We start from the raw sequence: 12,704 nt of genomic DNA on the forward strand, positions 1-12,704 counted from the left end.
GCGCATGACGACGGAGTTCAACGGCAAGATTGAGCTGGATATTCGCGATTCCGAGCCGGATTGGGGCCCGTACGCCGCCCCCGAGGCGCCCGAGAACGCACCCAATGTGCTCTACCTGGTGTGGGACGATATCGGCATCGCCACGTGGGACTGTTTCGGCGGGCTGGTGTCGATGCCGGCGATGACGCGCCTCGCCGAGCGCGGTGTCCGGCTCTCGCAGTTCCATACCACCGCGCTGTGCTCGCCAACCCGGGCATCGCTGCTGACGGGCCGCAACGCCACCACGGTCGGGATGGCGATGGTCGAGGAGTTCACCGAAGGTTTCCCGGGTATCAACGGTCGCATTCCCGATGACACCGCGCTGATTTCGGAGGTACTCGCCGAGCGCGGCTACAACACCTATTGCGTCGGCAAGTGGCACCTCACCCCGATCGAGGAGTCCAACCTCGCTGCAACTCGGCGGCACTGGCCGCTGTCGCGTGGTTTCGAGCGGTTCTACGGGTTCATGGGTGGGGAGACCGACCAGTGGTATCCCGAGCTGGTCTACGACGGCCACCCCGTGGAACCACCGGCCACCCCGGAGCAGGGGTATCACCTCTCGAAAGACTTGGCGGACAAGGCGATCGAATTCATCCGGGATTCGACGATGGTCGCCCCGGACAAGCCGTGGTTCACCTATCTGTGCCCGGGCGCGGGCCACGCGCCGCATCACGTGTTCACGGAGTGGGCTGACCGCTACGCCGGCGAGTTCGACATGGGGTACGAGCGCTACCGCGAGATCGTCTTGGCGAACCAGAAGAAGCTCGGCATCGTGCCACCCGATACCGAACTATCCGGGGTGAATCCGTATGCGGATGTCACCGGACCCAACGGTGAGCCGTGGCCCTTACAGGACACCGTGCGGCCCTGGGATTCCCTCGATGACGAGGAGAGGCGACTGTTCGCCCGGATGGCCGAGGTGTTCGCGGGGTTCCTGTCCTACACCGACGCCCAGATTGGCAGGGTCCTGGACTATCTGGAAGAGTCCGGGCAGCTGGACAACACCATCGTCGTGGTGATCTCCGATAACGGCGCCAGCGGTGAGGGTGGGCCCAACGGCTCGGTCAACGAAGGAAAGTTCTTCAACGGCTACGTCGACACCGTCGAGGAGAGTATGCCGTTTTTCGATGAATTGGGCTCTCCGAAAACGTACAACCATTATCCGATCGGGTGGGCGATGGCGTTCAACACGCCATACAAGCTCTACAAGCGCTACGCCTCCCATGAAGGCGGCATCGCCGACACCGCGATCATCTCCTGGCCCAACGGAATTGCCGCGCACGGCGAGGTGCGCGACAACTACGTCAATGTCGCTGACATCACGCCGACGATCTACGAACTGCTGGGTATCGATGTGCCGCAGACGGTGAAAGGCATCCCGCAAAAGCCGCTCGACGGGGTGAGTTTCAAAGCGGCACTGGAGGATTCGACGGCTGACACCGGTAAGGAAACCCAGTTCTACACCATGCTGGGCACCCGCGGTATCTGGCACAAGGGCTGGTTCGCCAACACGGTGCACCCCGCCGCGCCGTCGGGCTGGTCGCATTTCGACGCCGACCGCTGGGAGCTCTACAACATCGAGAACGATCGCAGCCAATGCCATGATGTGGCCGCCGAGTACCCCGACAAGCTCGACGAGTTGCAGAAGCTCTGGTTCGCCGAAGCCGAAAAGTACAACGGCTTACCGCTTTCCGACCTCAATGTGTTCGAGATGGTCACCCGCACCCGTCCGTCACTGGCCGGCGACCGGTCCAGCTACGTCTACTACCCGCATACCGCGCCGGTCGCGATGGGTGCGTGCGTGTCGATCAATGGCCGCTCGTTCTCGGTGTTGGCTGACGTGAACATCGAGGGCCCCGACGTGCAGGGCGTCATCCTCAAACAGGGTGCGGGTCACGGCGGCTACGTCCTGTTCGTCGCGGACGGTCGGCTGCAGTTCGTCTACAACTTCTTCGGCGAAGAAGAGCAGCGGGTGATCGCCCCTGACCCGCTTCCGCTGGGGGACCACATCGTGGGCGTGGCGTACGCGCGCACCGGTGTGGTCGACGGCAGCCACACGCCACTGGGCGACGTCACCCTCTACGTCGACGGTGCGGCGGTGGCCAGCCTGGCCGGCGTCAAGGCCCATCCCTTCACCTTCGGCTTGGCCGGCGGTGGGGTCAGCGTGGGACGCAATCTCGGTCAGGCGGTGTGCAGCTCGTATGCGGCACCGTTCGACTTCAGCGGGGGAACCATCGCAAGGGTGGTGGTCGATGTGTCGGGCACTGCCTACGTTGATGCCGAGCGCCAACTCTCGGCGGCCTTCGCCAGGGACTGACCATCGCGTCATACTGATGAGGTGACTCGGCTGGTGTGCGCCGCTGCCTCGGAGCTGACCGGTGAATCCAGCATCGTCATACCCTGAGTCCATGCTCACCGAGCTGGTCGCCGTGCCCGGCGGGTCGTTCCGGATGGGGTCGACCAGCTTCTATCCGGAAGAAGCGCCGATCCACACGGCGACCGTCAGCGCCTTCGCGATCGAGCGGCACCCGGTGACCAACGCCCAGTTCGCCGCGTTCGTCGCCGCCACCGGGTACGTCACCATCGCCGAGCGCCCGCTCGATCCGGCGCTGTATCCCGGTGTCGCCGAGGCTGATCTGCAGCCTGGGGCGCTGGTTTTTCGGCCGACGCCGGGCCCGGTGAATCTGCAGGACTGGCGGCAGTGGTGGGACTGGGCACCGGGCGCGAGCTGGCGTGCTCCGTTCGGTTCCGGTAGCGACGTCGCCGACAAGCCGGACCATCCCGTCGTGCAGATCGCGTATCCCGATGCGAGTGCCTACGCCCGTTGGGCCGGCCGGCGGCTGCCGACCGAAGCGGAGTGGGAGTACGCGGCTCGGGCGGGCAGCACCGCTCCCTACAGCTGGGGTGACGCCCCGATGGTCGGGGGGGCGCTGATGGCCAACACCTGGCAGGGGCGCTTTCCCTATCGCAACGACGGCGCACTCGGCTGGGTGGGGACCTCGCCGGTGGGGACGTTCCCGGCCAACGGCTATGGGCTGGTCGACATGATCGGCAATGTCTGGGAGTGGACCACCACACGGTTTTCTTCTCACCACGTTGTTCAGCAGCAGAGTGCCTGCTGTCCGCCGCCCGCGGACCCTGATCCGGCGGTCAACCAGACCCTCAAAGGCGGGTCGCACCTGTGCGCGCCGGAGTACTGCCACCGGTACCGGCCCGCCGCGCGTTCCCCGCAATCGCAGGACAGTTCGACCACCCACATTGGGTTTCGGTGCGCGGCGGATTCCCGAGCCGCGCCGAGCCTGTAACTGTCGACACCTGCACCCGCACTCTCACGCGATAACAACAGCCTGGGCGGAATCTGTCGGCACCCGCAGTCAACACTCCGCCATGAGGAAGCTCAGCGTCGGCAGTCGGGCCCGGCAAGAGCGAGCTGTGACCGAATACGAGTTACGTTGCCGGTATGTGCGCAGGTACCGCGATGTCTCTGTGCCAAAAAGGTATTCGCCAGATTGTCCAAGGTCGCGCAATTGGGCGGGGACGTCATCCGGGTGATCAAGGCGGACCGCGATGCGGCGAAGTGCAGCGATTTGGAGCTTTTCCGCTCGTCACCTAGTATTTAGGGGTTGCCCAGGGCAGACCTCGGTTATCTCATGCGAGAAAACCCTGCGTGCTCTTTGGGCCACAAAGACCGCGCACGTCAGGTCGGTATCTGCCGTGCACACAGAAATAACCAGGTCGAGGAGATCTAGTGATTCAGCAGGAATCGCGGCTCAAGGTCGCCGACAACACTGGCGCCAAGGAGATCTTGTGCATCCGTGTTCTGGGTGGCTCGTCGCGGCGCTACGCCGGCATCGGCGATGTGATTGTGGCGACCGTCAAGGACGCTATCCCCGGTGGCAACGTCAAGCGTGGTGACGTCGTCAAGGCCGTCGTGGTGCGCACCGCCAAGGAGCGCCGCCGGGCCGATGGCAGCTACATCAAGTTCGACGAGAACGCCGCCGTCATCATCAAGAACGACAACGATCCCCGTGGCACCCGCATCTTCGGCCCGGTCGGGCGCGAGCTGCGTGAGAAGAAGTTCATGAAGATCGTTTCGCTGGCCCCGGAGGTGTTGTAAATGAAGGTGCACAAGGGCGACACCGTTCTGGTCACCGCCGGTAAGGACAAAGGCGCCAAGGGCAAGGTCATCGAGGCCTACCCGACTCGCAACAAGGTCCTCGTCGAGGGCGTCAACCGCATCAAGAAGCACACCGCGCAGTCGGCCAACGAGCGTGGCGCGTCGTCGGGCGGCATCGTCACCCAGGAGGCGGCCATCCACGTCTCCAACGTGATGGTGGTCGACTCCGACGGCAACCCGACCCGCGTCGGCTACCGCGTCGACGAAGAGACCGGCAAGAAGGTCCGGGTCTCGAAGCGCAATGGCAAGGATATTTGAGGCGATGACCACCACTGAAGACACTGTGAAGGTTCAGCCCCGGCTGAAGGCGCGCTACCGCGAAGAGATCAAGGCAGCGCTCAATAACGAGTTCAACTACGCCAACGTCATGCAGATCCCCGGCGTGGTCAAGGTCGTCGTCAACATGGGTGTCGGTGACGCCGCCCGCGACGCGAAGCTGATCAACGGCGCGGTCAACGACCTCGCGCTCATCACCGGCCAGAAGCCCGAGATCCGCAAGGCCCGCAAGTCGATCGCGCAGTTCAAGCTGCGCGAGGGCATGCCGATCGGCGCACGGGTCACCCTGCGCGGCGACCGCATGTGGGAGTTCCTCGACCGGCTGGTCTCGATCGCGTTGCCGCGTATCCGCGACTTCCGCGGCCTGAGCCCCAAGCAGTTCGACGGCCACGGCAACTACACCTTCGGTCTCTCCGAGCAGTCGGTGTTCCACGAGATCGACGTCGACTCGATCGACCGGCCGCGCGGCATGGACATCACTGTCGTCACCTCGGCGACGAACGACGATGAAGGTCGGGCGCTGCTGCGCGCGCTGGGCTTCCCCTTCAAGGAGAACTGAGCAGATGGCAAAGAAGGCACTGGTCAACAAGGCCAATAAGAAGCCGAAGTTCGCCGTGCGCGGATACACCCGCTGCAACAGGTGCGGACGTCCCCACGCCGTGTACCGCAAGTTCGGCTTGTGCCGAATCTGCTTGCGAGAGATGGCCCACGCCGGCGAACTGCCCGGTGTGCAAAAGTCCAGCTGGTAACAGACCCCTACAGAACAGGTGCGCAGTAGGCCCCCCAAGGTAATCCACCCAGGGGGAACCGCTGCGAGGAAGGTAGACAGGCCCAGTCATGACCATGACGGACCCGATCGCAGACTTCTTGACACGTCTGCGCAACGCCAATTCGGCGTATCACGACGAGGTGACCTTGCCGCACAGCAAGATCAAGGCGAATATCGCCGAGATCCTGAAGCGCGAGGGTTACATCAACGATTTCCGGACCGAGGATGCTCGGGTCGGCAAGTCGCTGATCGTTTCGCTCAAGTACGGCCCCAACCGCGAGCGCAGCCTCGCCGGATTGCGCCGGGTGTCCAAGCCCGGTCTGCGGGTGTACGCAAAATCCACCAATCTTCCGAGGGTTCTCGGCGGCTTGGGCGTGGCGATCATTTCCACGTCCTCCGGCCTCCTGACCGACCGCCAGGCGTCCCGTCAGGGCGTGGGCGGCGAAGTCCTCGCTTACGTGTGGTGAGGGAGGCTTAGACATGTCGCGTATTGGAAAGCAGCCGGTGGCGATTCCCGCCGGTGTGGATGTGACGATCGACGGGCAGAACGTGTCCGTCAAGGGCCCCAAGGGCACGCTGGAGCTGGCGATCGCTGAGCCGATCACCGTGGCGCGCAACGACGATGGCGCCATCGTGGTCAGCCGGCCCGACGACGAGCGGCTCAGCCGCTCACTGCACGGGCTGTCGCGCACGCTGGTGTCCAATCTGGTGACCGGTGTGACCGAGGGTTACACCACCAAGTTGGAGATCTTCGGTGTTGGTTACCGCGTGCAGCTCAAGGGCAGCAACCTCGAGTTCGCGCTCGGATACAGCCATCCCGTGGTCATCGAGGCTCCGGAGGGCATCACCTTCGCGGTAGAGACGCCCACCAAGTTCTCGGTCACGGGTATCGACAAGCAGAAGGTCGGTCAGATCTCGGCCAACATCCGTCGCCTGCGCCGCCCGGACCCGTACAAGGGCAAGGGCGTGCGCTACGAGGGTGAGCAGATCCGCCGCAAGGTCGGAAAGACAGGTAAGTAAGCCATGGCTCAAGCAGAGAAGGCAGCCGTCGATCGCACCCCGGTCGGCACGAGTGTCTCGGCCGCGCGCCGGGTTTCGCGCCTCCGTCGGCACAACCGGTTGCGCAAGAAGGTCGTCGGCACCGCCGAGCGGCCCCGCCTCGTGGTCAACCGCTCGTCGCGGCACATCCATGTGCAGTTGGTCAATGACGCCGACGGCACCACGCTCGCGGCGGCCTCGTCCATCGAGGCCGACGTTCGTGCAGTCGAAGGTGACAAGAAGGCGCACAGCGTGCGTGTCGGTCAGTTGATCGCCGAGCGCGCCAAGGCCGCTGGTGTCGACGCCGTGGTGTTCGACCGCGGTGGTAACACCTACGGCGGTCGCATCGCGGCGCTGGCCGATGCCGCCCGTGAGAACGGACTGAAATTCTAATGACTTACAACGGAAGGACCGCATGATGTCGGAGCAGAGCGCAGCGCCGGATACCGGCGCCCCCTCAGCCGGCACCCGGACCGACGTACAGCGCAGCGGGGGACGTGACGACCGCGGTGGCCGTGGCCGCCGCGACGATCGCGGAGACCGTGGCGGACGCGGCGGTCGCGACGGCGGCGAGAAGAGCAACTACCTGGAGCGCGTTGTCACGATCAACCGTGTTTCCAAGGTGGTCAAGGGTGGTCGCCGGTTCAGCTTCACCGCGCTGGTCATCGTCGGCGACGGCAACGGCCTGGTCGGTGTTGGCTACGGCAAGGCCAAAGAGGTGCCGGCCGCGATCGCCAAGGGTGTTGAGGAAGCTCGCAAGAACTTCTTCCGCGTCCCGCTGATCGGCGGCACCGTCACCCATCCCGTGCAGGGCGAGGCCGCGGCGGGCGTCGTGATGCTGCGTCCGGCCAGCCCCGGTACGGGTGTCATCGCCGGTGGCGCGTGCCGTGCGGTGCTGGAATGCGCTGGCGTGCACGATGTTCTGGCCAAGTCGCTGGGCAGTGATAACGCGATCAACGTGGTGCATGCCACCGTTGCCGCGCTCAAGCTGCTGCAGCGTCCCGAAGAGGTGGCCGCTCGTCGTGGGCTGCCCATCGAAGACGTCGCGCCGGCCGGCATGCTGCGCGCCCGTCGGGAAAGCGAAGCGCTGGCTGCTGCAGCCGCGCGTGAAGGAAGCGCATAACTATGGCAGACCTGAAGATCACCCAGGTGCGCGGCATCGTCGGTGCGCGCTGGAAGCAGCGTGAGAGCCTGCGGACCCTGGGGCTGAAGAAGATTCGTCAGTCGGTGGTTCGCGAGGACACCCCGCAGACGCGCGGCTTGATCAACGTCGTGCACCACCTCGTCGAAGTAGAAGCGGTTGAGGCCAAATCATGAGCGTCATCAAACTGCACGACCTGAAGCCGGCTCCCGGCTCCAAGACCGCGAAGACTCGCGTCGGTCGCGGTGAGGGCTCCAAGGGTAAGACGGCCGGTCGTGGCACCAAGGGCACCAAGGCCCGCAAGAACGTGCCGGTGACCTTCGAGGGCGGGCAGATGCCGATCCACATGCGGCTGCCCAAGCTCAAGGGTTTCCGTAACCGGTTCCGCACCGAGTACGGCGTGGTCAACGTCGGTGATATCGCCAAGGCCTTCCCGCAGGGCGGTGCCGTCGGTGTCGACGAGCTGGTGGACAAGGGCCTCGTTCGCAAGAACGTGCTCGTCAAGGTTCTCGGTGACGGCAAGCTGGCCGCCAAGGTCGACGTCACCGCTCACAAGTTCAGCGGCAGCGCCCGCGAGGCCATCACCGCCGCAGGCGGTTCGGCCACCGAGCTGTGAGCTAGTACTCCACGAGAAAGCCCCCGCATCATGCGGGGGCTTTTTTCGTGTACGCCCAGCTGTGGAATGACGTCGGCGGCAGCCCGGCCAGCACCCGCTCGCGGGCTCGCACGCTGTCGTCATCGACGTCGAACTGCGGTATCGAGATCGAGTACCTCACCGCTGCACCGCACGAGCTTGCCCAGCATCAGCGCCGGTAGCCTTGACGGTATGTTCGCCTTCCTGCCCGCCGTTCCGGGTGCCGACGACATCCGCGATGCGCTGCGCCGCATCGACACCGCCAGGCACCACGGTGTGCCGGGCGGCTGCATCCTTGAACTCGACTTACAGTCCGTGCCGCCGGAGGCCAGCGGCTTCGACCCGCTGTCCTTCATCACCGGCGGCGGCCGCACGATGCTATTGCGTGACGCCGTCGCCGCGATCCACCGCGCCGCCGAGGATCCGCGGGTGGCCGGACTGATTGCGCGCGTTCAGCTTTCGGCGGCACCAGCCGGTCCGGTGCAGGAGCTGAGGGCCGCCATTGCCGCCTTCACCGAAGCCAAGCCGGCGCTGGCATGGGCCGAGACCTACCCCGGCACGCTGTCCTACTACCTGGCATCGGCGTTCACGGAGATCTGGATGCAGCCGACGGGCACCGTCGGCCTGATCGGTTTCGCCACCAACGCGCTGTTCCTACGCGAGGCGCTGGGCAAGGCTGGCATCGAGGCCCAGTTCGTCGCCCGCGGTGAGTACAAGTCGGCGGTCAACCTGTTCACCCAGGACCACTACACCGACGCCCACCGGGAGGCCGACTCCCGCCTGATCACCAGCCTGCACAGCCAGGTGTGGCAGGCCATCGCCGAATCACGCCACATCGAGGTCGCGGCCGTTGACGAGCTGGCCAACCGCGCACCGCTGCTGCGCGACGACGCGGTCGCCGGTCGCCTGGTCGACCGCATCGGGTTCCGCGATGAGGCCTACGCCCGCATCGCCGAACTCATCGGTGTGAAGGGCATCTCACCCGAGACCGGTGACGCCGACTCCGACGACAATGCCCCGCCCCGGCTGTTCCTGTCCCGCTACGCGCAGATCCGCAAGAGCGGGGCGTCGGTGCCGATGCCCCCGATGCCGTCGGTGCCGGGCCGCAAGAAGCGCGCGAAGATCGCGGTGGTCACGGTGGCGGGGTCGATCGTCAGTGGTCGCGGGGGCCCGCAGGGCCTTCCGTTCGGGCGCTCCAGCGCCGGTGGCGACACCATCGGCGCCGCGCTGCGGCAGGTCGCCTCCGACGACGCTGTCTCGGCTGTGGTGGTTCGAATCGACAGTCCCGGCGGTTCGGTGACCGGCTCGGAGACCATCTGGCGGGAAGTGACACGGGTGCGGGCCAAGGGCAAGCCGGTGGTCGCGTCGATGGGTGCGGTGGCCGCCTCCGGTGGCTACTACATCGCGATGGGCGCTGACGCCATCGTCGCCAACCCCGGAACCATTACCGGTTCGATCGGGGTGCTGACCGGCAAGCTTGTCGCGCGGGAACTCAAAGAGCGTCTCGGGGTCGGTTCGGACAGTGTGCGTACCAACGACAATGCCGACGCCTGGTCAGTCGACGCGCCGTTCACCCCGGAGCAGCACGCTCTGGTGGAGGCCGAGGCCGATTTGTTCTATACCGATTTCATCCAGCGGGTCGCCGAGGCGCGCCACATGACGGTCGAGGCCGTCGACGCGGTGGCCCGCGGTCGGGTGTGGACCGGTGCCGATGCGCTGGATCACGGACTGGTGGACGAGCTCGGCGGTCTGCGCAGGGCGGTGGGGCGGGCCAAGGTGCTCGCCGGAATCGACATCGACGCCGAGGTCGAACTAGTCAGCTATCCCAGCTCATCTCTGCGGGACTTCCTGCGCCCCAAGGCCTCTTCGCAGCCTGCGGCGGCGTCACTGCCCGAGGCCGTTGCAGCACTGCTCGGCCAGTCGGTCAGGGGTGTGCTCGATCAGGGTGAGCGCGCGCTCACTGGCACCAGCCTGCTGTGGCTGGGGGACAGTCGGTTCTCGTAGGTGCTGGTACGGCCCGTTGAGCTCGACAATAGCGGCGTGGCGCGTCGGTGGCTGGTCTGCGGGGCAATACCCTCCTTTGCTATGTGTCGATCACCTGTGAGTGGCCGAGGCCGCGAATGCCGGTGACGTCGAACCCCGAAGCTCGCAGCCGGAAACGTCCGCTCTCGGTCGCCAGGGCAGCGGGGGCGCTGGGCGCCGTGGCTGTGCTGGGGATGACTGGTCTGGGCTGGGTGGGATTGCACCACGCGTTGGGTGGGATCATCACGTCGGGGGCCCTCGCCGGTGACCCGACATCGACCCGGGGTGCACAGAACATCCTCATCATGGGTCTCGACAGCCGCCTCGACCAACACGGCAATCCGCTACCCCAGGACGTCTACGACGCGCTTCACGCCGGCGACGAGACCGTCGGCGGGTACAACGCCAACGTGCTCATCCTGGTGCACATCCCGTCGAGTGGTTCCCCCACCGCAATTTCGATCCCTCGTGACGACTACGTCGACCTTGCCGGCTGCCCCACCGGTACGTGCCAAGGCAAGATCAAGCAAGCCTATGGACTCGCCTATCAACATGCTCTCGACACGATCGCGAACGACTCCGCGTTGAACAACTCGCTGGACCCGCAGGCCAAGGAACAGAGGGGACGCGAAGCCGGACGCAAGGCGGAGATCGCCACGGTGGGTCGACTCCTGCAGGTGCCCATCGATCATTTCGTTGAGGTGACGCTGGGCGCGTTCTTCGAGATCGCCAAAGCCGTGGCGCCAATCACCGTCTGCCTCAACGCGGATACCTCTGACGACTTCTCCGGGGCTGCGTTCCACCAGGGAGAGCAGCAACTCGACGCGGCGCAGGCGATGGCGTTCGTGCGCCAGCGCCGCGATATCAATGACGCCAATTTCACCGACATGGACCGCACGCGGCGCCAACAAGCGTTCATCGTCTCCCTGGTCAGCGCGCTGAGACGGAGCGGAGACCTCGACAATCCGCTGGCCATGAACAAGCTGCTGGAGATAACCAAGCAGAACCTGGCTATCGACGCCGAGATGGACCTGGCTGGGTTCGCGCAACGGGCCTCATCGATGACCAAGCATCCGCCGTCGCTGTACACCCTTCCGATCACCGGCTTCGGGCAAGCCCCCGATGGTGAGGACGTCAACCTCATCGATTTGCCCGCCGTACGGTCGATCGTGCACGACTTGCTGTCGGCCGATGACACCGCGGCGGCCAGTTCGTCGGCGAGCGCCGCGCCGTCGAGCGACCCGATGTACGGTGTGGGCGCCACGCTCAGCGTGGTGAATGCTTCCAGCTATGACGGTTTGGCCGCCCAGCTGGAGAAGACGTTCACCGCCAACGGATTCCAGCAAGGTCGGACCAGCACTGCCGAATCAGTCTCGAATACCAGCGCCGTGGACTACGGGCCGGGGGCCGAGGACGCCGGGAAATCGCTTGCGGCACAGCTCAATCTGGCTGCTGCGCCGAACGATGCGTTGTCTGCTGGCGTTGTGGAACTGACTGTAGGCACCGACTTTCCGGCGGGGGAATACGTACGCAGCGTCGATAGCGCCAGCGCGAGTGCGGGCCCGGCAGCTATATCCACAGTCTCGGCCACCGCGACCGGGACGGCGTCACCGGCTCCTACCGATCTCAGTCACATGAGCGGGGAATCGGTACCCTGCGTGAAATAGCGCCGACGACCCACGCACGTCCACTAGTTCAAAATGGCGCTGACGTAGACGATTTCACCGAATGGATCGTCGCGGTCGCCTTCGGGGGGCGTCGGCAGCCCGCTGCGCTCGAATAGCTCGTCGCCCGGCGTGCCGGTGACCTCCCAGCCCGTGCCGCCGAGGTATTCCATCACGTGGCTGCGCGGGCCGGAGTAGACCAGGGACCCCATGTCCAGATCCAGGCCCTGCTCCCGGGCGGCGGAAGTCATCTCCGTGCCCTTCGCGGCGTCGAAATCCACGATGCCGGGCACGTATTCGGTGGCCACGGCGCTGCCGGGTGCACTCAGCGAAGTGATGATGTCGAACAGCCGGTCCTGGGCCTCTGACGGCAGGTAGACCAGCAGTCCTTCGGCAAGCCACGCGGTCGGTGCGCCGGGGTCGAAGCCGGCGGCGAGCAACGCGGCGGGCCAGTCTTCCCGCAGATCGATGCCAACGGTGTGGCGCGTCGCTGTGGGCGCGGCACCCAATCCCTCGAACACACCGGTTTTGAAATCGATCACCTGCGGCTGGTCGATCTCGAACACGACGGTGCCTGCAGGCCACGGCAACCGATACGCGCGGGCGTCCAGGCCGGAAGCCAGGATCACGGCCTGCCGGATACCGCCGGTTGTCGCCCGGGTGAAGTAGTCGTCGAAGAACTTGGTGCGCATCGCCATGGCGTCGATCATGCCCTGCACCCGGTCGGTCGAAATGTCACCGAACAAGGCGGTATCGAGTTCACCGTCGATCATCTTGACGAAGAAGTCGACGCCGACCGCGCGGACGAGCGGATCGGCGAATGGGTCGTCGATCAGCTGGCGCGGGTCCTTGGTGGCCAAGGCTCGCCCGGCAGCCACCGCCGTCGCGGTGGCCCCAACGCTGGATGCCAGGTCCCAGCTGTCGTTGTCGGTGCGGGTCATATC

16 protein-coding genes are annotated in these 12,704 nt (G+C 65.5%); 14 read left to right on the forward strand and 2 right to left on the reverse strand.

Annotation, left to right across the window (positions count from 1 at the left end; all coding sequences use genetic code 11):
* Positions 1–4 precede the first annotated feature (4 nt).
* The 12 genes from G6N13_RS12560 to rplO all read left to right on the forward strand — a co-directional run bounded on the left by G6N13_RS12560 (position 5) and on the right by rplO (position 8,056).
* Positions 5–2,356 (forward strand): arylsulfatase, encoded by a 2,352-nt coding sequence (locus tag G6N13_RS12560; RefSeq protein WP_163697429.1) that lies wholly within the window; start codon positions 5–7, stop codon positions 2,354–2,356.
* 91 nt (positions 2,357–2,447) lie between these two features.
* A complete protein-coding gene (locus tag G6N13_RS12565; protein ID WP_163697431.1) occupies positions 2,448–3,344 on the forward strand; it encodes a formylglycine-generating enzyme family protein in 897 nt (298 codons plus the stop codon).
* A gap of 443 nt (positions 3,345–3,787) precedes the next feature.
* Positions 3,788–4,156, forward strand: coding sequence for a 50S ribosomal protein L14 (gene rplN, locus G6N13_RS12570; RefSeq protein WP_011778596.1), 369 nt, complete (start codon positions 3,788–3,790; stop codon positions 4,154–4,156).
* Positions 4,157–4,474 carry a 50S ribosomal protein L24 gene (rplX, locus tag G6N13_RS12575; protein WP_108053305.1) on the forward strand — a complete coding sequence of 106 codons (318 nt, stop codon included), beginning with the start codon at positions 4,157–4,159 and terminating at the stop codon, positions 4,472–4,474.
* 4 nt (positions 4,475–4,478) lie between these two features.
* Positions 4,479–5,051, forward strand: a complete 573-nt coding sequence (rplE, locus tag G6N13_RS12580) for a 50S ribosomal protein L5 (RefSeq protein WP_163697433.1) — start codon at positions 4,479–4,481, stop codon at positions 5,049–5,051.
* Between the two features lie 4 nt (positions 5,052–5,055).
* Positions 5,056–5,241 (forward strand): type Z 30S ribosomal protein S14, encoded by a 186-nt coding sequence (locus tag G6N13_RS12585; protein WP_083736047.1) that lies wholly within the window; start codon positions 5,056–5,058, stop codon positions 5,239–5,241.
* Positions 5,242–5,329: 88 nt separating this feature from the next.
* On the forward strand, positions 5,330–5,728 hold the full coding sequence (gene rpsH, locus G6N13_RS12590) for a 30S ribosomal protein S8 (protein WP_163697435.1): 399 nt from the start codon (positions 5,330–5,332) through the stop codon (positions 5,726–5,728).
* A 13-nt stretch (positions 5,729–5,741) separates the two neighbouring features.
* Positions 5,742–6,281 carry a 50S ribosomal protein L6 gene (gene rplF / locus G6N13_RS12595; RefSeq protein WP_108053308.1) on the forward strand — a complete coding sequence of 180 codons (540 nt, stop codon included), beginning with the start codon at positions 5,742–5,744 and terminating at the stop codon, positions 6,279–6,281.
* A gap of 3 nt (positions 6,282–6,284) precedes the next feature.
* The gene (gene rplR / locus G6N13_RS12600; protein ID WP_163697437.1) at positions 6,285–6,692 is read left to right on the forward strand and encodes a 50S ribosomal protein L18; all 408 of its coding nucleotides are present in this window, start codon (positions 6,285–6,287) and stop codon (positions 6,690–6,692) included.
* A 22-nt stretch (positions 6,693–6,714) separates the two neighbouring features.
* On the forward strand, positions 6,715–7,422 hold the full coding sequence (rpsE, locus tag G6N13_RS12605) for a 30S ribosomal protein S5 (RefSeq protein ID WP_099244152.1): 708 nt from the start codon (positions 6,715–6,717) through the stop codon (positions 7,420–7,422).
* 2 nt (positions 7,423–7,424) lie between these two features.
* Positions 7,425–7,616, forward strand: a complete 192-nt coding sequence (gene rpmD / locus G6N13_RS12610; protein ID WP_163697438.1) for a 50S ribosomal protein L30 — start codon at positions 7,425–7,427, stop codon at positions 7,614–7,616.
* Positions 7,613–8,056 (forward strand): 50S ribosomal protein L15, encoded by a 444-nt coding sequence (gene rplO / locus G6N13_RS12615; protein ID WP_163697440.1) that lies wholly within the window; start codon positions 7,613–7,615, stop codon positions 8,054–8,056. Before rpmD ends, rplO begins: the two co-directional genes overlap by 4 nt.
* Before the next feature lie 28 nt (positions 8,057–8,084).
* Here the strand turns inward: rplO and G6N13_RS25705 are convergent, their stop codons facing one another.
* Entirely contained in the window at positions 8,085–8,216 is a 132-nt protein-coding gene (locus tag G6N13_RS25705; RefSeq protein ID WP_268948990.1) for a hypothetical protein, read from the reverse strand.
* Between the two features lie 50 nt (positions 8,217–8,266).
* On the opposite strand from G6N13_RS25705, the gene sppA reads away from it, so the two are divergent.
* Together sppA and G6N13_RS12625 are read left to right on the forward strand one after the other, a co-directional pair.
* Positions 8,267–10,078, forward strand: a complete 1,812-nt coding sequence (gene sppA / locus G6N13_RS12620) for a signal peptide peptidase SppA (protein WP_163697442.1) — start codon at positions 8,267–8,269, stop codon at positions 10,076–10,078.
* 116 nt (positions 10,079–10,194) lie between these two features.
* On the forward strand, positions 10,195–11,763 hold the full coding sequence (locus tag G6N13_RS12625; RefSeq protein ID WP_163697444.1) for an LCP family protein: 1,569 nt from the start codon (positions 10,195–10,197) through the stop codon (positions 11,761–11,763).
* A 23-nt stretch (positions 11,764–11,786) separates the two neighbouring features.
* Here the strand turns inward: G6N13_RS12625 and G6N13_RS12630 are convergent, their stop codons facing one another.
* Positions 11,787–12,701: a class I SAM-dependent methyltransferase gene (locus tag G6N13_RS12630; RefSeq protein ID WP_163697446.1), complete on the reverse strand. Its 915-nt coding sequence runs from the start codon at positions 12,699–12,701 to the stop codon at positions 11,787–11,789.
* Between the last annotated feature and the right edge of the window lie 3 nt (positions 12,702–12,704).

This window comes from Mycolicibacterium sarraceniae (assembly GCF_010731875.1).
Classification (GTDB): domain Bacteria; phylum Actinomycetota; class Actinomycetes; order Mycobacteriales; family Mycobacteriaceae; genus Mycobacterium; species Mycobacterium sarraceniae.